This is a genomic window from Streptomyces sp. 4N124, assembly GCF_052245395.1.
Classification (GTDB): Bacteria; Actinomycetota; Actinomycetes; order Streptomycetales; family Streptomycetaceae; genus Streptomyces.
The window spans coordinates 66,449-86,579 of sequence record NZ_JBQQBS010000036.1; the positions used below are offsets into that span (position 1 = coordinate 66,449).

A 20,131-nucleotide genomic window follows, 5' to 3' on the forward strand; every position below is an offset into this window, starting at 1 on the left:
GCAACTCATGCGTAAGAAGGTTACGGCCATTTCGGCCCTCGCGGCAGGCATCGTCCTCGCGGCCGGCGGCACCGCCGCGGCCGACGGCGACACCACCACGGTCACCGGCGGCAACGGCTTCTCATCGGCCCCGGTCGTCGTGAACGAGCCTCAGCAGGGTCTTGCCGTCGTCAACGGCGCCCTCATCGACGGTCGATGCATCGCCCCGTGGTCCAACGGAGCCGTCCTCGGCGGCGTCGCGGCGCCGAACTCGCACTACGCCGCCTGCAACACGGCCCCGATCAACCAGTCGCAGATGGCCCCCTACTTCGGCGGCCTGCTGTTCTGAGCAGTACTTCACACCCGAGTGCGGTCCTCCGGAAACCCGGTGGACCGCACTCGGCTTTTACGACGAAGGGTGAGTTACGGCGAAGGATGAGTGCCGCATCAAGCCCGTGGGCCCTGTCTGCGTCAGTAAACAGACAGGGCCCACGGTCACGAGAGAACGCCAACAAGGAGGAAAGGGCGCCCATTCACCAGGTGCAACGGAGTTGTGCCGCCCGCGGTCACCCTGAATCGTCCGTTTGGCCCAACGGGCAAGGGCCCATTGCAGCCCGCATACATGCCGAAGGGCCGACTCCGAGAAGTGCGGAGTCGGCCCGGCGCGGGATGAATCGGTTACTTGGTCGCCGGCTTGGCCGCCGTCTTGCCGACCGGAAGGCCGTTGAGCAGCTTGCCGTCGAGCGGGTTGGGCAGGGCGCCGCCGAAGACGGGGGTCTTCACCATGCCCGACTCCTGCACGCCCTGCTTCACACCCTCTGCCGTGCGCTTCACCTTGCCGCCCACCATGCCCGTCGGCGCCTTGGCGGCCGCGGGGAGATTGCGGGCGACCGTCTTCCCGTTGTCGACCAGGCCGTTGCCCGGCTTGTCCGCCGCGACGGCGGGCGCAGTGACGCCGGCGAGGGCGAGGGAGCCGACCACGACGGCAACAGCCTTCAGGTTCTTCATCATGCGCCTTTCTTGGCAAATCTTGACTCGGTCTCGGTTCTCCTGGGCTAACGAGAGCGGACCTTCCTGGAAACTCCGCCGCCGACAAGTCCCGGGAACTCATACGAGAACACCCGCCGCCGATCGGGTGGTCTGCGCGAGGAAACGCAGGATAAGCGGCTCATGCCGCTCATCCCATGATCAAAATAAGCCGATTGAAACTCTTTCTTCGGAAGGGCAGCCTCGGTCATGCGTATTTCCCCGGGTCCCGTCCCGTGCCGTGCGACGCCGTCCGTGGTATATGCGCCGCACATTCTGCATGTGACTCAGCCCGTCGAGGGCGAAATCGCCCGGGCCGTCACGGACCTGGTGGCGGCGCAGCTCGCCGCGGGGCTGCGGGTGACCGTGGCGTGCCCGGGGGGCGGGACGCTGACGGAGGGGCTGCGTGCGCTGGACTGCACGGTGCTGCGCTGGGACGCGACCCGCTCGCCGGGACACCGACTCCCGGACGAGGTACGGCGGTTGACGCGGCTGTTGCGCGAGGTGCGGCCGGACCTGGTGCACGCGCACAGTGCGAAGGCGGGGGTCGCGGCCCGGCTCGCGGTGCACGGCCGTATGCCGACCGTCTTTCAGCCGCACGCCTGGTCGTTCGCGGGGGCGGACGGAGTCGTCGCTCAACTGGCGCTGGGCTGGGAGCGGTTCGGGGCGCGGTGGGCGACGCGTGTGCTGTGTGTCAGCGAGGCGGAGCGGCGGGCCGGGGAGCGGTACGGCATCACCGCGCGGTGGCGGGTGATCCCCAACGGTGTCGACACCGACCGGTTCCGGCCGGAGGGAGAGCGGGCGCGGTCCGGGGCCGGTCCAGTCGTCGTGTGCGTGGGGCGGCTGTGCCGGCAGAGGGGGCAGGACGTGCTTCTGCAGGCCTGGCCCGAGGTGGTGCGGCGGGTGCCCGGCGCACGGCTGGTGCTGGTCGGCGACGGTCCGGACGCGGGGCGGCTGCGTGCCGGTGCGCCCGCGTCGGTGGAGTTCGCCGACGCGACCGCCGACACCGCCGCCTGGTACCGGGCCGCCGACGTCGTGGTCCTGCCGTCGCGCTGGGAAGGCACGGGGCTCGCCCCGCTGGAGGCCATGGCGTGCGCCCGGCCGGTCGTCGTCACGAACGTGGACGGAGCGCGCGAGAGCCTTCCGCCCGGCCATCTGCCGTCCTGCCTGGTGCCGCCGGAGGACCCCGGCGCGCTGGCCCGGGCCGTGACGGCGCTGCTGCGGGACGAGCCGCTGCGCACCGCGCTGGGCGCACAGGCCCGCGCGCATGTGCTCGTGTCCCACGACCTGCGGCACGCCACGGATGCGGTGATCGACGTGTACCGCGAGTTGCTCGGCATGGTCACCACGTCGTGCGTCGTCCCCAGTCAGAGCAGGGAGTCCATCACTTCCTGACGGCGCGGCCGTCACCTATGAAGGAGCTCCGGCCTATGAAGAGGGCGAGCCGTGTCGCGGCGCTGACGATGGCCGGAATGGTGTCCTTGGCGTGTCACGTCAATGCGACGGCGCCACTCGGGAGGAGCGTTCCCGGAGGCGTGAGCGTCGTCCAGGACGGTCTCACTCCGTCAGGTGCCCAGCCCGGTAAGGCAGTCGCCGCTACGGTGAAGCTGCGCGCGCCCGAATGCGTCACTGTCCGGAGAGTGGGCGTGGCCGTGCGGGACGGGCTGGAGAAGCCGCTTGACTATCCCGGTGCGGCCATGAACGCGCGGATCTGCCCCGGCGGTTTCACCTTCACCACCAAGCCCCGTACCTTCCGCGCGGGCACATACACCCAGTACGCCTATTACGACGACGAGACCGGTCACCATCCGCTCGGGAAGACCAAGCTCCGGGTCGTCTCAAAGGGGCGGAGCGTGGATCCGTCCGCGGGGAAAAGGCTTGTCTGGGCGGAGGACTTCAACTCGCCTTTCGTGTGGGGTCGCCGCTGGACCCGCGACGCCAGTTCGGCCTATGAGTACGGGACCCACAATCCGAGGTACTTCAAGCTCGACTGGCTGAATCCCCACAACGTGCGTATCGCCGACGGAAAGGCGGTTTTCACCGCTCGGCCCGGTCGGCAGACCCTGGAGAACGGGCTGCGGGCCTGGGAGACGGGGCTGATCACGACGGAACGTTCCCGAGAGGGGTTCCGGCTGCGGCCCGGCCACTACATCGAGGTCCGGGTGAAGCTGCCCACCGCGGTCGGAGCGTGGCCGTCGGTGTGGACCTGGATCGGTGACGGCCACGAAATCGACGTACTCGAATACCATCCCGATGCCCCGGATCTGCTGGAAATGGTGAACCATGTCCGGGAAGCAGCCAATTACCACGTCATCAGGCCCCCGGCCAAAGGGAATTGGGTGCGGGTCGGCGTGCTGCTGGGCACCCGTTCCGCCGATTGGTACGTCGACGGCGCTCTGGTCTACCAGGACGGACGCGGAGTGGACCCGAAGTGGTCCGCCTATCTGAACGTCAATCTCTCGATTTCCTCGGGCATCCACCACCCCGTCCCGCAGACGAAGGGCCCCATCACCTTCAGCGCCGACTATGTGCGCGTATTCCGATGAGGCCGATGCTCCATTCGAGGTGTCGGGTGCGCCCGTTCCGACACAGTTGACGAGTTCTCAGATAAATACAGGTGCTGGTTCAAAATCCCACATGCAGGGAGACCGACCCCACATGACTACAGTGCCGGTGAGCACCACGCTCGCAGCCGCGTCACCGTGGGCGCTGCCCCTGCCGGCGCTGCGCCGGGCCGCTCCCGTCCTGCCCGTCGTGGCACTGATCGCGCTGATCGGACTGCCGCCCCTTGCGGACGGCGTCACCCCTGCCGACGCCGCCTCCGGGCTGGTGGTGCTCTGGGCCGTCGTACGCACCGCGCGCCAGGCCCGGCGTCCGCTGACGCGTACGGCCGCCGTGGTCCTCGGGCTCCCCGTGATCGGGTTCGCGGTCGCTGCGACGGTCACGCCCAGTGCGGGTGAGGGACTCATGGGGCTGGCTCGCAGCGTCCAGGTCTTCGTGCTCGTCCCGGTCGCCGTGCTGCTGTTGTTGCGCGACCGCCGTGATGTGCGGCTGGTGGCCTGGGCGGTGATCGGTCTCGCGGTGTGGCAGGGCTCGGTCGGGGTGCACCAGTATCTGACCGGTACGGGTGCCTCGTACGACGGGGAATTCGTGCGGGCGGTGGGCACGTTCGGGCCGACCGAAGTGATGGGGATGGCGACGGTCGTCGCGTCCGGGATCGTGGCCGCCACGGGGCTCGCGCTCGAGAACCCGGCGCGGCGACAGCGGGTTGTAGCCACGGTGTGCGCGCTGGTGCTGCTCGTTCCCCTCGTCCTGTCCTTCAGCCGGGGGGCCTGGATCGCCACGGCCGTGGCGTGCGGGGCACAGCTGCTGCTGGCCGGGGTGCGGCGGGCGATGCAGGTGTTCGCGGCGGCGGTCGCGGCCGGGGTGGTGCTGGTCGGCGGGTTCGGCGTGGGTACGTCGATGCTGCAGGAGCGGCTGGACAGCATCACGCAGGTCGCCGCCGCTCCGGATCAGTCGGTCCTCGACCGGTACGCACTGTGGTCGGCCGCGCTGGGCATGTGGAGCGACCGGCCGGTGACCGGTGTGGGGTTGAAGGCCTTCCCCGAGTACCGGGACGGCCACGCGCCGCTCGCGCTGGAGTCGGCGGCCGACACGGACGGCGCCGGCCACGACTTCTACCGCCAGCCCTTCTTCTCCCCGCACAACATGTACCTGACGGTCCTGAGCGAGCAGGGCCTGGTGGGTGTGGTGACGGTGGCGGGCAGCTGGCTGGCCCTGCTGGTGTGCGGGCTGCGCCGACTGCTCCGTACCCGCACGGCACGGCACGACCGGGACTGCGCGCTCATCTGCTGCGGCCTGCTCCTGTGGCAGCTCGTGGACTTCACGTACGCCGACACCGGCGGAGGCTCCGCCACCCTGGTGGCCCTGGACTTCGGACTCGCGGCCTGGTGGGCGCTGGGCGGCGGCGCGGCGCCGGCCACGACCACGGCGTCGGAATCGGGCCCGCGATGAGGCCCACGCCGGCCGGTTCCGTCCCGGCCGGCCTTCCCGACGCCGAGCAGGACCACGCCCCGGGGCGAAGCCGGGCCACCGCCCGTGCCACGGACACGGCGCCCGCGTCGGCCCCCTCGGGCCGTTTCCTCGCGAAGGCGACCCTGCTCACAACCGTGCTGTCCATGTTCGGGTCGCTGCTCGGGCTCGCCAGGGACCAGTCGCTGGCCCACTTCTTCGGGGCGAGCGGGGAGACCGACGCGCTGCTGGTGGCCTGGACCCTGCCCGAGCTGGCCGGGTCGTTGCTGATCGAGGACGGGATGGTGATCGTGCTGGTCCCGGCGTTCAGCGTGGCGCTGGCCCAGCGGGCGCGCGGCGTGACCTCGCCCGACCCGGTGCGGGCGCTGATCGCCGCGTCGTTGCCACGGCTGGGCCTCGCCTTCGCCGGTATGGCGGCGGTGTTCATCGTCGCGGCGCCGCTGCTGGTCTCCGTCCTCGCGCCGGGCCTGCCCGATCCGTCTCTCGCCGTGGACTGCACCCGTCTGACGGCGACGTGCGTGCTGACCTTCGGACTGGCCGGGTACTGCAGCGCGGCGCTGCGGGCGCACCGCTCGTACCTCGCACCGGCGACGATCTCTCTCGCGTCCAACTCCGCGATCATCGTCACGATGTTCGCCCTCGGTGGGCGCTGGGGCGTACGGTCCGCCGCGTTCGGCGTCGCGCTCGGTGGGTGCCTCATGGTCACCGTCCAGGGGATCGCCCTGTGGCGCAGGATCTCCGGCGGGCCCCGGCAGCCCTCGTCCGCGGAGGCCGAGGAGGACGGCCGGCCGGTCACGCTCGCCCTGGTCGGCGCGGTTCTCGTCTTCGCGCTGTGCCGCCACTCGCAGGTCCTCGTCGAGCGCTACTTCGGGTCCGAGCTGCCCAGTGGTGCCATCTCCCACCTCAACTACGCCCAGAAGGTCGGCCAGTACCCGATGCTGCTGGCGCTGACGCTGGCCATCGTGACGTATCCCGTGGTGGCACAGGCCATCGCCCAGGGGGATCTGCGGCGGGCCCGGGAGCGTATCGAGCAGGACCTGGTCCTGGTGGCCTCCATCGCCTTGATGGGCGCCGCCGCGATCGTGGCCTGTGCGCCGCAGATCGTCCAGGTCCTCTTCGAGCGTGGCGCTTTCACCGCCGAGGACACCGCGGCGACCGCCGGCATCCTGCGGGTGTACACGCTCGGGCTGCTCGGCCAGGCGCTGGTGGGGACGCTTCTGCGGTCGTACTTCTCGGCGGGGCGCGCCACTTGGTACCCGGCGGGGGCGATGGCCGTGGGCCTGGTCGCCACCGCCGGTATCGACGCCTGGAGCGCGAGCCACTGGGACGCGCGTGGCATCGCCCTCGGCAATGCGGCCGGTATCACCCTCACCGGGCTGATCCTGTTGCACGGGCTGGGTTCGCACAGCGTGCCCGTGCGTGTTCGCGGCCTCGTCGTCGAACTGGCCAAGGCAGTTGTCGCTGCCGCGTGCGCAGCCGGAGCGGGGTTCTTCTGCGCAGGGGCGTTCAGCTCGCCGCCGGCCGCGGTCGCCGCGGGGGGCGTGAGTGTGACCGTCGTCTTCCTGCTGCTGGCGTGGGTCCTCGACGCGGCCGATGCCCGGCACCTGATGCGTGTCGCCGCACTCGCCGTCCGACGCTTCCTCACCCGAAAGGCACGCCATGGTCGTTGACGGCTCCGCATCCCGCGACGCGATCGCGCCGCCGGCCCGAGGACGTGCCCGGCGCGGTCCCAGCGCCTGGGTGGCCATGTACCACTCCGTCTCCGACTGCCCGGAGGACCCGCACCACATCACCGTCTCCCCCGACCGCCTCGACCGCCAGCTCGCCTGGCTGTGCGGGCGCGGCCTGCGCGGGGTGAGCATGCGCGAGCTGCTCGCGGCGCGTGCCCGGGGGGAGGAACGCGGCCTGGTCGGGCTCACCTTCGACGACGGGTACGCCGACTTCCTCACCACCGCGCTGCCGGTGCTGCGCCGCCGGCGGTGCAGTGCCACCGTGTTCCTGGTCGCCGGGCGGCTCGGCGGCGGGAACGACTGGGAGTCGTACGGCCCGCGCAAGCCGCTGCTCGACGCGGACGGCGTCCGCCGGATCGCGGCGGCCGGCATGGAGATCGCCTCGCACGGCCTCACCCACACCGACCTCATCGCCCTCCCGGACGACCTGCTGCACGCCGAGCTCCACGACAGCCGCGCCCTCCTCGCCGGGATCACCGGCGGTGACGTCGAGGGCTTCTGCTACCCGTACGGCACGATCGACGCGCGCGTCCGAGCCGCCGTGCGCGGCGCGGGCTACCGGTATGCCTGTGCCATCGCCCCCGGCCGGGAAGCCGCCGGCGATCTCGCGCTGCCCCGCATCAACATCAGGCAGGCCGACACGGCGGTGCACCTGGAACTGAAACGACGGCTGGCCCGTGTCTGGGGCCGCGCATTGGAGACGAGCGCATGAGAGTTCTGCACATCATCACCGCCCTCAGAGCCGGCGGCGCCGAGCAGCAGTTGCGTCAGCTCCTGCGCCATCTGCCGCCGGAGGTGGAGTGCGACGTGGCCACGCTGACCCGGCCCGGCCTGGTGGCCGACGGACTGCGGGCCGACGGGATCCCGGTCCTGCACCTCGGCATGGGCGGCAACCGCGATCTGCGCGCCCTGCCCCGTCTCGTCAGGCTGATCCGGACCGGCGGCTACGACATCGTCCACACCCATCTGTACCGGGCGTGCCTCTACGGGCGGATCGCCGCGCGCCTCGCGGGGGTGCGGGCGGTGGTGGCCAGTGAACACAGCCTGTCCGGCACGGAGTTGGAGGGCCGACGGCTGACCGCCGGGGTGCGCGCGCTGTATCTGCTCGGCGAGCGCCTCGGCCGCGTCACGATCGCCGTGTCGCCGACGGGGGCCGAGGACCTGCGGGCGTGGGGGGTGCCCGGGTCACGCATCCGTGTCATCCCGGTCGGCTTCGACCCGGCCCTGTTCCGGTTCGACGACGTGCGCCGCAAGAAGGCCCGCATCTTCTACGGGCTGCCGGAGGACGCGTATGTCGTCGGCGGCGTCGGCCGGCTGATTCCCGGCAAGCACTTCGAGGTGCTCGTGGGCGCGCTGCCGCAGCTGCCCGCCGACGTACGGCTGCTGCTGGTCGGTGACGGTCCCGAGAAGGCGGCGCTGTGGCGGACCGCCCGTGCACTGGGGGTCGCGGACCGGGTGGTGATGACGGGCGAGCGGCCGTACGTACCGGACGCCGGGGACGACGCGCCCGGTATGCCCGACCTGATGTCCGCGATGGACGTGCTGGCCGGCCCGTCGACCTCCGAGACCTACGGCATGGCCGTGGTGGAGGCCCTCGCGACCGGGCTCCCGGTGCTGTACACATCCGCCCCGGCCGTCTCGGACCTTCCCCCCGACTCTGTACCGACCGCCCGGCAGGTCCCGTGCGGTGCCGAGGAGTACGCGCGGGAGGTGCTGCGGCTGTACGCGGCGCATCCCGGCGAGCGAATCATCCCGGATGTCGTACAGCGCAACAGCATCCAGAACATCGCCCGGCAGACGGTGGATCTGTACTCGGCAGTCCTGTCCGACGCACCCCTGGAAGTGAGGCCCCGATGACGACCGACACCTCCCCTCAGCCCGCACGACGTGCCCTCCGGGCCCTCGCGCGCGCCACGCGGCTGCCGGCGCGATGGCTGCTGCCGGCCGGCGTACTGCTCGGCGCCGCGGCCGGCGGCCTGTACGGCACGGCGCAGACCCCGCAGTACACGGCCACCAGCTATGTCATGGCCGTACCGGTCAAGCAGAATTACGTCGACTCGCAGGCGACGCTGGGCTTCGCGCAGGCGTACGGCCGCGTCGCCACGCAGCTCGCGGTGCTCGGGTACGCGCAGATGTGGGCCGACGTTCCGGTCGGGACACTGCGCAGGAGCGTACGGGCCCAGACCTCGCCCGACGCGCCGATGGTCTCGATCTCGGCGACCTCCCCGCGCCCCACCCAGGCCGCCGACATGGCCAACGCCGTGACCCGCTCGCTGACCGAGCATGCCGGCCACGCCGCCGGCAACACCGGCATCAAGCTGGTGAGCTTCTCCCGCGCCTTGAAGCCCGCCCAGCCGTCGTCCGCGTCGCCCGCCCTGACCACGCTCGTGGGCGCCAGCGCGGGAGGTCTGCTGGGCGGCCTGGCGCTGCTGGTCCGGCCGCGGCAGAGCACGGAGCACGACGACTCGGCGCACGCGTCGGTGCCGGCCCCGGCCCACGCCGGTGATGCGCAGGAGCAGCTCGGATGACCGCGTCCGGCAGCCCGCTGTCGGTGGAGATCTGCACCGACGAGCGCGTGTTCGCCGGGCTGGCCGAGGAGTGGGCGCGCCTGCACAGGGCGTCTCCGGCGGCGACGCCGTTCCAGAGCTACGCCTGGGTGCACTCGTGGTGGCTGTCGTACGGCAGGCCGGGCCGGCTGCGGCTCGTGCTGGTGCGCAGGGGCGGCACGTTGGTGGCCGCCGCGCCACTCATGCGCGTGTACTACCCCCTGCCCGCGCTGGTGCCGATCGGCGGCGCCATCACCGACTTCTGCGATGTGCTCCTCGACGAGCGGGCGGTCGTACAGGGCACCCTGGCGCTGGCGGACGCCCTGCACGACGAGGCGCGTACCGCGCTGATCGACTTCCGCGAGGTGCGGCCGGGCGCCGCGATGGAGCGGATCTACCGCATCTGGGGCGGCCCGCGCCGTCGGCTGCGCGATTCCGAGTGCCTGGAACTGCCCGCCGCTCCCATGAACGATCTGCTCGGGCGGCTGCCGAAGACACGCTCCCAGCGGATCCGCAACAAGCTGAACAAGCTCACCAGGCTCGGCGTCGAGTCGCGTGTCGTGGGCCCCGAGGAGACGGCGGCGGCGTTGCGGCGCATGCTGGAGCTGCATCAACTGCAGTGGCAGGGCCGGGGCGTGACGCCGGAGCATCTGCGGCCGCGCTTTCTCGACCACCTCGTCCGGTCGACCGTGCCCATGGCCCGCTCCGGCGAGGCGCTGGTGCGGGAGTACCGGCTGGAGGACGAGGTCGTGGCCGTCGATCTGACGCTGCTGTCCCGCCAGTTGGCGGGCGTCTATCTGTACGGCGTCCATCCGACGCTTCGGGAGCGCAAGGCGGACGTGGCGACGATGGTGGTGCGCGCGTCGGCCGAGTACCTCGCGTCCCGCGAGCACCGGGTACTGAGCCTGCTGCGCGGCAACGAGCCGTACAAGTACCGCTGGCACCCCGAGTCCGTCGTCAACCAGCGTCTCCTGCTGGCCCGTCGCCGCACCGCACCGCTGCTGGCGGCCGCATCCGGCGAGGCCGCCGCGCGCGGCCGGGCCAAGGTGATCCTGCGCAGTCGGGCGTGGTCCCGGAGCGGCGCGGACAACGAGAACCACCGTGGCGCCGACGGAACATGACGGAGCATCGGATCTCTGACAACAGCTGAACATTTCATGGCAGGCCGTCCGGGCGTGGGCCGGGCGGCCTTTTGGATGACAATATGCGTCGGCGTCGCGTCAGGCCACCTGGACAGACTCCATTTCCGTGTATATATGAATTCGCCGCCCGCCCCGAAATTTCCTGACCAAGTTAGCGGCGGTCAGTTCAATGCCGGTCATCCCAGCAGAGATCAGGAAATGGAGCATCCCTCAAGATGTCCGCTGACACCCCACGCCCACGGCTCTCGTTCATCGGCACCGGATATCTCGGCGCGACCTACGCCGCCTGTTTCGCCGATCTCGGATACGACGTGATCGGCTACGACAACGACATCGCGAAGGCCGCGCGGCTCGCCTCCGGCGTCCTGCCGTTCCATGAACCGGGACTGGATACGCTGCTACGCCGCAATCTCGGGGCCGGCCGCCTCTCCTTCAGTTCCGACATCGACGAGACAGCCCGCTTCGCGGACATCCACTTCATCTGCGTCGGCACACCCCAAAGACCCGACGGCCTCGGAGCCGACCTCGGCCACGTCGAGACCGCGGTGACCGCACTCGCCCGCCATCTGCGCCGGGACGCGCTCATCGTCGGCAAATCGACGGTCCCCGTGGGTACGGCCGAGCACGTCGAGCGGCTGGCCCGGGAACACGCCCCCGAAGGCATCGCGGTCGACGTGTCCTGGAGCCCGGAGTTCCTTCAGGAGGGACGGGCCGTCGAGGACGTCCTGCGTCCCAGCCGGATCGTGTTCGGCGTACGCGACGAGAGCGCACTGGCGCGGCTGCACGCCGCCCATGACGGCCTCTACCGGCTCGCCGAGCACGAAGGGCGCGAACTGCCGCTGCTCATCACGGACTTCGCCACCGCCGAGCTGGTGAAGGTGGCGGCCAACTCCTTCCTCGCCACCAAGATTTCGTTCATCAACGCGATGGCCGAGGTGTGCGACACGGCAGGCGCCGACGTCACCGAACTCGCCGAGGCCCTGGGCCACGACCCGCGGATCGGCCCGGCCTTCCTGCGTGCGGGGGTCGGCTTCGGCGGCGGCTGTCTGGGCAAGGACATCCGGGCCTTCCAGCACCGGGCGGGCGAGCTCGGTGCCGTGAGCGCGCCGCGCCTGCTGCGCGAGGTCGACATGATCAACCAGCGCAGCCGGGCCAGGACCGTCGAGCTCGCCGCCACCATGCTCGGCGGCGCCCCCGCCGACCCGCACCCCGATCTGACCGGCCACACCGTCGCCGTACTCGGCGCCACCTTCAAACCGGACTCCGACGACGTCCGTGACTCGCCCGCCCTCGCCGTCGCCTCGGCACTCCGCACGGCCGGGGCGCGGGTGCGTGTCTACGACCCCATGGGCACGGACAACGCCAGGCGCGCCGAGCCGCTGCTCGACTACGCGGACGACCTCGAATCCGCCGGGGCCGGCGCCGACCTGGTCTGTGTCCTCACCGAGTGGGCCGAGTTCCGGGACGCGGACCCCGCCGTCCTGGGCAAGGTCGTCTCCGTCCCCCGGGTGCTCGACGGGCGGAACTGCCTCGACCCCGCCGCCTGGCGGCAGGCCGGCTGGACCTACCGGGCCATCGGCCGCGGCATCGGACAGCGCCGCCGCACCGGCACCGTGCACGCGCCCGCCGGCGAGCCCCGTCTGGAGTCCGCCCACTACGAGGAGATGGCTCATGTCTGACGACCGCGACGGCCTCACCCTCGTCACCGGAGGCGCCGGCTTCATCGGCAGCCATCTGATCCGCAAGCTCCTGACCAAGGCGCCCGGCACCCGCATCGTCTCCGTCGACAACTACTTCACCGGCAGCCGCGACAACCACGTCCAGGACGACCGCGTCCGGTACCTGGAAGGCTGCACCACCGACATCGCCAAGATCTGGGCCGCACACGGCCTCGGCCGCATCGGCACGGTCCACCACCTCGGCGAGTACTCCCGCATCCCCCAGTCCTTCGACGAGCCCGACCGGGTCTGGGAGTTCAACCTGCTGGGCACCAAGGAAGTGGTGTCGCTGTGCCAGGAGCACGAGGCCCGCCTGGTCTACGCGGGCTCCAGCTCCAAGTTCGGCAACGGCGGACGCGACGAGCACCTCAACCCGTACGCCTGGACCAAGGCGAAGAACGTCGAGTACCTGCGCAACTACGGCGACTGGTTCGGGCTCGACTACGTCATCACGTACTTCTACAACGTCTACGGCCCGGGCCAGATCTCGACCGGCACCTACGCCACGGTCATCGGGATCTTCGAGGAGCAGTACCGCCTCGGACGCCCCCTCACCGTGGTCGAACCCGGCACGCAGAGCAGGGACTTCACGCACGTCGACGACATCGTCGAGGGCATTCTCATCTGCGCGGCCAAGGGGTCCGGCGACGGATACCTGCTGGGCCGGGGCGAGGAGCACCGGGTGATCGACGTGGCCCGGATGTTCGGCGCGCCGATCGAGTTCGTACCCGCCCGCCGTGGCGAACGGACCCGGGGCCGGGCCGACAACTCCAGGGCTCGGGCGCTGGGTTGGGAGCCCAGGATCGCCCTGAGCGACTACGTCGCGGAGTTCCGCGCGGGCACGAGCGCGAGCGCGCACGCGAGCGTGGACCAACTCGCTCCCGTGTGACGCGGGTCCACTTCGAATCTCACCCTTTTCCTGTCTCGGGAGGAGTAGTGCCTTGGAAGGAGTAGCCCCCGTGCTGAACGAGGTGGAGAACTCGGCGGCGACGCCGCGGCCACCACTCATCGGCACACCCCGTCCGCGCTGCGCCGGCTCCCGCGCCAAGCGCGTGCTCGACATCGTGCTCGCCGCGGTTCTGCTGATCGTCTTTCTGCCCCTCATGGTGGTCATCGGTCTCGCTGTGGCCATGAGCAGTTCCGGACCCGTCGTGTTCAGGCAGACTCGGGTCGGTCTCGGTGAACGGCCGTTCACGATGCTGAAGTTCCGGACCATGCACCGCCACGCGTCCGAGCGTCCGGTGGACCTGGCGCAGGCCGACAACCACGCCGGGATCACGGGGGTCGACCCCTTCCTGGCCAAGCCACGACACGACCCCCGCATCACGGCGGTCGGCCGTCTCCTGCGCAAAGCCTCGCTGGACGAACTCCCCCAGTTGGTCAACGTATTGCGCGGCGACATGTCGCTGGTGGGACCGCGCCCCTGCCCAGGCGGTGAGCACATGAGACTGAGTCCGGAGGACCGGGCCAAGCGGGTGTCCGTCAAACCGGGGCTGACGGGACTGTGGCAAGTATCGGGCCGCTCGACCATCACGGCCGAGAAGGCGATCCAGCTCGACCTGCAGTACATCGAGGACTGGCGCCTGCCGCTGGACCTGCTGATCCTTCTGCGCACGCTGCCCGCCGTCCTCAGGACGCGCCATGCGTGGTGACCCGGGTGCGACGCCGCAGAGGGATGGGCGGCCGACGGTCCTGCACGTCGCTGAGGCATGGCAGGGCGGTGTGCAGGCGATCGTCTACGACTATGTACGGGCCATTCCGGAGGCGCGGCACCTGCTGCTGAAGGGTGATCGGGAGGGCTACCAGGTCGCCGACGAGGAGACGGCCTTCGACGGGGTCTGGCGAATGCCGCCCGGCCACCTGGCACGGGTCCGCGAGGTGGGGCGGCTGTTCCGGGAGCAGCGGCCGGACGTGGTCCACGCCCACTCCTCGATGGCCGGAGGGTATGTGCGCCTCGCCGCCTCCGTGCCGACGCGGCGCATCGTCTACACCCCGCACGGCTTCGCGATGGAGCGCAGCGACCTCTCCTGGTACGCATCGGCGGCGGTGTGGGCGGTCGAGTGCGTGTTGTCGCGGCGTACGGGCATCGCGGCGGGCTCCAGCCCTCGGGAGACCGAACTCGCCCGGCTGCTCCGAAAGCGGCAGCGAACCGTCTACGTGCCCAATGTGGTGCGCCCCCGGTCGGGCCCGGGCACGAGCGACGCCGGCCTGCCATCGCCGACCGTCGCCGCGGTCGGAAGACTGTGCACGCAGAAGGACCCCGCGTTCTTCGCCGACGCGGCGGCCCGGGGGAAGCAGCTGATGCCGTCGAGCAACTGGCTCTGGCTCGGCGACGGGGAACCCGACCACCGGGAACGGCTGGAGCGGGCCGGTGTCACGGTCACCGGCTGGCTGGACCACCATGACCTGCAACGACTGCTCGCCCAGGCCGACGTGTACGCGCACACCGCGTTGTGGGAGGGAGCACCGATGACGCTCCTGGAAGCGGTGGGACTGGGGCGTCCTGTCGTGGCCCGGCGTATCCCGGCACTCGAGTCCCTGAGCCTGCCCGGCCTGGTCGACACACCGGCACAACTGGCCGCTGCGGCCGTCGCCCTGCTGAAGGACGGCCCCAGCAAGGGTGCCGAGGAGAGAATGGCCGAGCTGCTCGTCGAGCACAGTCCGGAGCGGCAGCGCACGATGTTGCGGTCCGTGTACGGCCATTGACGCATTCCCCCGGCCCGACGCCCCCGTCACTCATCCGGCGGGGGCGTCGGCCATGTGACGATGGGCGAGCCCTGCCTCGGATCGGCTTGAGCGGCCAGCCACACCCGGACCAAGGCGGCCGAATAGGGGTGCTTGGAGCACTGCCACAGACCGTACGGGCAGTAGTCCGAGAACGTGGCGTACAGCGGTTTGTGCTGGTCCATCCACGCAAGCATCCGTAGCACGTAGGTCGCGTTGTCGCCGTTGCGGGACAGACCCCACTCGGGATACGAAATCTCCTTGCCGTGGGCCTTCGCGAAATCCACTTGGTGCTGTAGGCCGTAAGGCTCTGAGATCTCCTCGTCGAACGACATCCCCTCCGGATGGTCGTAGGAATCCATGCCGATGATGTCCACGAAATTGTCCCCGGGATAGCACGCGGTCCATGGAATATCGTCCATTCCCCGGTTCGGAGTGAAGTCGAATCTGAACTTCTGCCCCGGCACGGAACGCATCACGTTCACGATCCGCCTCCAGTACAGCTTCCAGCTCACCGGATCAGGACCGCAGCGATGGGTGTAGGTGATGCCGTTCATCTCCCAGCCCGGTACCAGAATCGTGTCCGGCACCCCCAGTTCGACCAGCCGGGTCGCCAGAACCTTGAAGTGCTTGTCGAACTCGCCGGCCGCGCCGCGCCGCAGAAGCTGTCTGACCTCCGCGTCCGAGAGCCCCTCCTCGTTGCGCTCCTGCATCGGCACATTGAGCACGAAGAGCCGGTCGCCCTTGGCTTTGCGCCACTCGGCCCACTCGTCCAGGAATCCATGGGCCCCCTCGATATTGCTCCACAAGTCCCCTGGCAGATATGTGCGCCCGACACGCAGCTCGTAACCGTTCAGCCACTTGCTGAGCTCCTTCATCCGCTCCGCCGCGGTGGCGCCGTCGTAGTGGACGTATGCGCCGTACACGGGAGCGCGATAGACCTTCCCTGTCGGCGAGTGCTGTGCCGCCACAGGCGGTTCCGAGGTCGACAAGGCAACCGATGCGATCGATGCGGCCGTTCCTGCCGCGATGAACATCAGCCACCAGCCGACGGCCCGGGGGCGCTTAAGGGCCATTCTCACTCCTCATGCTCCGCCCCCCTATCTCCTGACATTCAGTCACATATAGCCAAGACCTTACGGATTCATGAGAAGTGCGCCCCCTCACTAGCCCGCGAGAGTGAGGAATGCCCAGGAATTCGCGGCACGCGTGCACGGGACGCCCTGGCTGGATGCACTGTTCGACGACAAGTCGTTGGCGACGAAAGGGAGCGAGTCCATGAGCGGGAAGTGTCTGGTCACCGGTGGAGCGGGCTATGTCGGTGGTGTCGTCGCGCAGCATCTGCTGGAGGCCGGTCACGAGGTCACCGTCCTGGACAATCTCTCGACCGGCTTCCGCGAAGGCATCCCGAGTGGCGTGACCTTCATCGAGGGCGACATCAAGGACGCCGCCAAGTGGCTCGACGCGTCGTACGACGCGGTGTTGCACTTCGCCGCGTGCGCGCTGGTCGGCGAGTCGGTCGTGCTGCCCGAGAAGTACTGGGACAACAACGTCGCCGGCAGCATGGCGCTGTTGGAGGCGATGCGCTCGGCGGGCGTGCGCAAGCTTGTCTTCTCCTCCACCGCGGCCACCTACGGCGAGCCCGAGCAGGTCCCGATCGTGGAGACCGCGCCGACCCGGCCGACCAACCCCTACGGCGCCTCGAAGCTCGCCGTCGACCACATGATCACCGGTGAGGCTGCCGCGCACGGCCTGGCCGCCGTCTCCCTGCGCTACTTCAACGTCGCCGGTGCCTATGGCGCGTACGGCGAGCGGCACGACCCCGAGTCGCACGTCATCCCGCTGGCGCTCCAGGTCGCCCAAGGCAAGCGGGACGCCATCTCCATCCACGGCGACGACTACCCGACGCCGGACGGCACCTGCGTCCGCGACTACATCCACGTCGCCGACCTGGCCGAGGCCCATCTGCTGGCCGTCGAGGCCGCGCGGCCCGGCGAGCACCTGATCTGCAACCTCGGCAACGGCAACGGCTTCTCCGTCCGCGAGGTCATCGAGACCGTCCGCCAGGTCACCGGCCACCCGATCCCCGAGGTCGTCACGGGCCGGCGCGGCGGCGACCCGGCGGTGCTGGTGGCATCCGCCGGGGCCGCCCGGGACAGGCTCGGGTGGAACCCGTCGCGGGCGGACCTCGCGGAGATCGTCGCGGATGCGTGGAAGTTCGCGCAGAACACGACGCGCTGAGCGTGGTTGCGTAGTTCGCTTGCTGCGGGCCGGTGGGGGCTGGTCGCGCAGTTCCCCGCGCCCCTTCGGGGCGCTGGACAACCGGTGTACTAGCGGTGGGCGCCGGACCGGCCTCGCCGGTACAGGACCGTTCCGGCGGCCAGGAGTGCTCCGCCTGCGGCCGTGGCCGCGATGATGCCCTCAGCGCCGGTCTCGGGCATCTGCGGATGGTGCGGCTTCACCGGCGGTGTTTTCGACGGGGCGGGGGTCGGCTTGTGGGAGGGCGGCGGCGTGACCGTCTTGGTCGGGGTGGGGGTAGGCGTGGGTGTGGGGGTCGGCTCGGGGTGGTGGGTGTGGCACTCGCAGGTCGGTTTCTCGCTCGGCTCCTCGCGGCCGTAGCCGGGCGGCTCTTCAGGACCGTAACCGGACGGGACCTCACTGCCGTATCCGGACGGCGCTTCGTTGCCGTATCCGGACGGGACCTCGCTGCCAGGGGCGGACGGCTGCTCGGCGTGGTGTCCGGACGTGTCCTCGGTGTCGTATCCGAAGGTGCCGCCTGCGAACCACGGCTGCGGGACCTGCAGCTGGTCCAGCCGCTCGTCCAGGTTGTTCAGCTTGTCGTCCAGGCCGTTCAGGCCGTCCAGCCCGTCCTCGGTGTCCCACCGGGCCGCGTTGCCGGACAGTACGGCCGGGGACTGGGCCGCGGTCCCGCGCATGACGGGTGTCGCGAAGGCCCATGTGCCGTACAGGGACAGGGCGCTTGTCGTGGCGGCGACGGCCACGATCAATCCCTTGCTGAGGGTCTGTCGCACTCTCGTTGTCTTCCTCTCAGGGGCGAAAGCCGGTCGTCGCGGGGACCGCGCTGCCGCGCGCTCGTATGCGCCACGACCTGCAGACTGTGAACGAGATGTGGAGGACCGAAGAAACCGATATGTGCAAATTGCCGGGTAATTCACCCGGTTGCCCGTCCGTGCCCGGTGGGCTCACCCGCCGTACAGCGCCTCGATCTCGGCCGCGTACGCCGCCGTCACCGCATGCCGCTTGACCTTCAGGGACGGGGTGAGCATGCCGTTGTCCTCGGTGAACTCGCCCTCGACCAGGGCGAAGGCGCGGATCGACTCGGCGCGGGAGACGGCCTCGTTGGCGTAGTCCACGGCCTTCTCGACCTGCGCACGCATCCGCGGGTCCCGTACGACCTCGGACAGCGGGGTGTCGGCGGGCAGCTTGCGGACCGACAGCCAGTGGGCGACCGCGTCGGGGTCGAGGGTGATCAGGGCGGCGACGAAGGGGCGGTTGTCGCCGACGACTAGGCACTGGCCGACGGGCGGGCGGCTGCGCAGCCGGTCCTCCAGGACGGCCGGGGAGACGTTCTTGCCGCCGGAGGTGACGATGATGTCCTTCTTGCGGCCGGTGATGGTGAGATAGCCGTCCTCGTCGAGGGCGCCCAGGTCGCCGGTGGCGAACCACTCGTCGGTGAGTACGGCGTCGGTGGCGGCCGGGTTGTTCCAGTACGACCCGAAGACGATCCCGCCCTTGATGAGCACCTCGCCGTCGTCGGCGATACGGATGGCCGTGCCGGGGACCGGGAGGCCGACCGTGCCGGGGCGGGGTTTCAGGGGCGGGACGATGGTGGCGGCGGCGGTGGTCTCCGTCAGGCCGTAGCCCTCGTAGACGATGATTCCGGCGGCGTAGAAGAACAGGTTGAGGTTGCGGTCGAGCGGGGAGCCGCCGCTGATGGCGTACCGCATCCGGCCGCCGAGTTCCTTGCGGACCCGGCGGTAGACCAGCAGGTCGTACAGGGCCCAGGCGGCGTAGAGGGCGGGGCCCGGGCCCTTGCCGGTGCCCAGGAACTTGTTCAGGTACGCCTCGCCGAAGCGGACGGCGATGCGGTCGGCGCGGTCGAAGGAGGCGCCGCGGCCGATCTTCTCGGCGGTGGCGCGGCCGGTGTCGTGGATCTTCTCGAAGAGATACGGGACGCCGACGAGGAAGGTGGGGCGGAACTGCTTGAGGGCCGGGCGGAGTTCGTCGGGCTTGATGCTCGGGCAGTGGCCGATCTCGATACGGCCCATCAGACAGGCGATCTGGAGCGTGCGGCCGAGGATGTGGGCGAGGGGGAGGAAGAGGAGCGTGGACGCGGTCTGGCGGGTGACCTCCTTGAACAGGGGGTGCAGCAGCTCGACCGTGTTGGCGGCCTCCGCGTGCAGATTGGCGTGGGTGAGGACGCAGCCTTTCGGCTTTCCGGTGGTGCCGGAGGTGTAGCAGACCGTGGCGACCGTGTCGGGGGTCAGGGCCGTACGGCGCTTGGTGACCTCCTCGTCGGGGATGTCCCGGCCGAGGGTGGTGAGTTGGGTGAGTGCGCCGGCGTCGAGCTGCCAGATGCGTGGGGGTTCGGGGTGGCGGGCCGTGCCGGTCGTCACCGTCTCGGCGTTCTCCGCCGTCTCCGTGACGACGAAACGGGTGCCCGAGTCGCGGACGATCCACTCGACCTGCTCGGCCGAGGAGGTGGCGTAGATCGGGACGGTCTGGCCGCCGGCCGCCCAGATCGCGAAGTCCAGGACCGTCCACTCGTAGCGGGTGCGGGACATCAGGGCGACCCGGCCGCCCGGTTCGAGGCCGACGGCGATCAACCCCTTGGCGACGGCGGTGACTTCGGCGGCGAAGGCGGCGGCCGTGACGGGCTGCCAGGTGCCGTGCCGCTCGCGGCGCAGGACCACGGCGTCGGGAGCCTCCGTGGCGTTGGTGAACGGCAGGTCGGCCGTGCTGCCGGTGGCGACGCGCGGCGCCAGCGGCGCGGTACGGGCCTCGCGCACCGCGCCCGACTCGTCCCTGATCAGCTCGACCTTGGTGCGCGCGGCCAGGTCGGTGCGCTGCTTCGCCCGCTTCAGGTCATTGCGTACGCCCATGTCGGCTCCCGGTGCCAGTCGGACTTACCGGGGAGTCAACTTACTCACGCGTAACGGAAGGTCAATGGGTCGGGGCGTAGTGATGGTGTGTGCGTCTGTACGTTGCTGTAC

18 protein-coding genes are annotated in these 20,131 nt (G+C 70.3%); 14 read left to right on the forward strand and 4 right to left on the reverse strand.

Annotated features, from left to right (window positions below; all coding sequences use genetic code 11):
* The first annotated feature begins 7 nt into the window (after positions 1 to 7).
* On the forward strand, positions 8 to 328 hold the full coding sequence (locus ACTWQO_RS30710; protein WP_443240626.1) for a hypothetical protein: 321 nt from the start codon (positions 8 to 10) through the stop codon (positions 326 to 328).
* 329 nt (positions 329 to 657) lie between these two features.
* Here the strand turns inward: ACTWQO_RS30710 and ACTWQO_RS30715 are convergent, their stop codons facing one another.
* On the reverse strand, positions 658 to 990 hold the full coding sequence (locus tag ACTWQO_RS30715) for a hypothetical protein (RefSeq protein WP_362938006.1): 333 nt from the start codon (positions 988 to 990) through the stop codon (positions 658 to 660).
* A gap of 225 nt (positions 991 to 1,215) precedes the next feature.
* Between ACTWQO_RS30715 and ACTWQO_RS30720 the strand changes: the two genes are divergently transcribed.
* The 12 genes from ACTWQO_RS30720 to ACTWQO_RS30775 all read left to right on the forward strand — a co-directional run bounded on the left by ACTWQO_RS30720 (position 1,216) and on the right by ACTWQO_RS30775 (position 14,879).
* Positions 1,216 to 2,400, forward strand: coding sequence for a glycosyltransferase (locus ACTWQO_RS30720; RefSeq protein WP_443240627.1), 1,185 nt, complete (start codon positions 1,216 to 1,218; stop codon positions 2,398 to 2,400).
* A 140-nt stretch (positions 2,401 to 2,540) separates the two neighbouring features.
* Entirely contained in the window at positions 2,541 to 3,551 is a 1,011-nt protein-coding gene (locus ACTWQO_RS30725) for a glycoside hydrolase family 16 protein (protein WP_443240628.1), read from the forward strand.
* A 112-nt stretch (positions 3,552 to 3,663) separates the two neighbouring features.
* Entirely contained in the window at positions 3,664 to 5,019 is a 1,356-nt protein-coding gene (locus tag ACTWQO_RS30730) for an O-antigen ligase family protein (RefSeq protein ID WP_443240629.1), read from the forward strand.
* On the forward strand, positions 5,016 to 6,707 hold the full coding sequence (gene murJ / locus ACTWQO_RS30735; RefSeq protein WP_443240630.1) for a murein biosynthesis integral membrane protein MurJ: 1,692 nt from the start codon (positions 5,016 to 5,018) through the stop codon (positions 6,705 to 6,707). The genes ACTWQO_RS30730 and murJ overlap by 4 nt, the downstream gene beginning before the upstream one ends.
* Positions 6,697 to 7,479, forward strand: a complete 783-nt coding sequence (locus ACTWQO_RS30740; protein WP_443240631.1) for a polysaccharide deacetylase family protein — start codon at positions 6,697 to 6,699, stop codon at positions 7,477 to 7,479. Before murJ ends, ACTWQO_RS30740 begins: the two co-directional genes overlap by 11 nt.
* Positions 7,476 to 8,624: a glycosyltransferase gene (locus ACTWQO_RS30745; protein WP_443240632.1), complete on the forward strand. Its 1,149-nt coding sequence runs from the start codon at positions 7,476 to 7,478 to the stop codon at positions 8,622 to 8,624. The genes ACTWQO_RS30740 and ACTWQO_RS30745 overlap by 4 nt, the downstream gene beginning before the upstream one ends.
* Complete coding sequence (locus tag ACTWQO_RS30750; protein ID WP_443240633.1) at positions 8,621 to 9,295, forward strand: lipopolysaccharide biosynthesis protein; 675 nt, start codon at positions 8,621 to 8,623, stop codon at positions 9,293 to 9,295. The genes ACTWQO_RS30745 and ACTWQO_RS30750 overlap by 4 nt, the downstream gene beginning before the upstream one ends.
* On the forward strand, positions 9,292 to 10,434 hold the full coding sequence (locus ACTWQO_RS30755; RefSeq protein WP_443240634.1) for a GNAT family N-acetyltransferase: 1,143 nt from the start codon (positions 9,292 to 9,294) through the stop codon (positions 10,432 to 10,434). The genes ACTWQO_RS30750 and ACTWQO_RS30755 overlap by 4 nt, the downstream gene beginning before the upstream one ends.
* A 236-nt stretch (positions 10,435 to 10,670) precedes the next feature.
* Complete coding sequence (locus ACTWQO_RS30760) at positions 10,671 to 12,134, forward strand: UDP-glucose dehydrogenase family protein (protein ID WP_443240635.1); 1,464 nt, start codon at positions 10,671 to 10,673, stop codon at positions 12,132 to 12,134.
* Complete coding sequence (locus ACTWQO_RS30765) at positions 12,127 to 13,062, forward strand: NAD-dependent epimerase/dehydratase family protein (protein WP_443240636.1); 936 nt, start codon at positions 12,127 to 12,129, stop codon at positions 13,060 to 13,062. Before ACTWQO_RS30760 ends, ACTWQO_RS30765 begins: the two co-directional genes overlap by 8 nt.
* A gap of 70 nt (positions 13,063 to 13,132) precedes the next feature.
* Positions 13,133 to 13,825 (forward strand): sugar transferase, encoded by a 693-nt coding sequence (locus ACTWQO_RS30770; RefSeq protein WP_443240637.1) that lies wholly within the window; start codon positions 13,133 to 13,135, stop codon positions 13,823 to 13,825.
* A complete protein-coding gene (locus ACTWQO_RS30775) occupies positions 13,815 to 14,879 on the forward strand; it encodes a glycosyltransferase (protein ID WP_443240638.1) in 1,065 nt (354 codons plus the stop codon). The genes ACTWQO_RS30770 and ACTWQO_RS30775 overlap by 11 nt, the downstream gene beginning before the upstream one ends.
* Positions 14,880 to 14,905: 26 nt before the next feature.
* Here the strand turns inward: ACTWQO_RS30775 and ACTWQO_RS30780 are convergent, their stop codons facing one another.
* Complete coding sequence (locus ACTWQO_RS30780; RefSeq protein WP_443240639.1) at positions 14,906 to 15,973, reverse strand: glycoside hydrolase family 26 protein; 1,068 nt, start codon at positions 15,971 to 15,973, stop codon at positions 14,906 to 14,908.
* Between the two features lie 202 nt (positions 15,974 to 16,175).
* On the opposite strand from ACTWQO_RS30780, the gene galE reads away from it, so the two are divergent.
* Entirely contained in the window at positions 16,176 to 17,138 is a 963-nt protein-coding gene (gene galE, locus ACTWQO_RS30785; protein ID WP_443240640.1) for a UDP-glucose 4-epimerase GalE, read from the forward strand.
* Positions 17,139 to 17,227: 89 nt separating this feature from the next.
* Here galE and ACTWQO_RS30790 read toward each other — a convergent pair whose 3' ends face one another.
* Both ACTWQO_RS30790 and ACTWQO_RS30795 read right to left on the reverse strand, forming a co-directional pair.
* Positions 17,228 to 17,929 (reverse strand): LPXTG cell wall anchor domain-containing protein, encoded by a 702-nt coding sequence (locus ACTWQO_RS30790; protein WP_443240641.1) that lies wholly within the window; start codon positions 17,927 to 17,929, stop codon positions 17,228 to 17,230.
* Between the two features lie 171 nt (positions 17,930 to 18,100).
* Positions 18,101 to 20,020, reverse strand: a complete 1,920-nt coding sequence (locus ACTWQO_RS30795; RefSeq protein WP_443240642.1) for an AMP-dependent synthetase/ligase — start codon at positions 20,018 to 20,020, stop codon at positions 18,101 to 18,103.
* Positions 20,021 to 20,131: the final 111 nt, after the last annotated feature.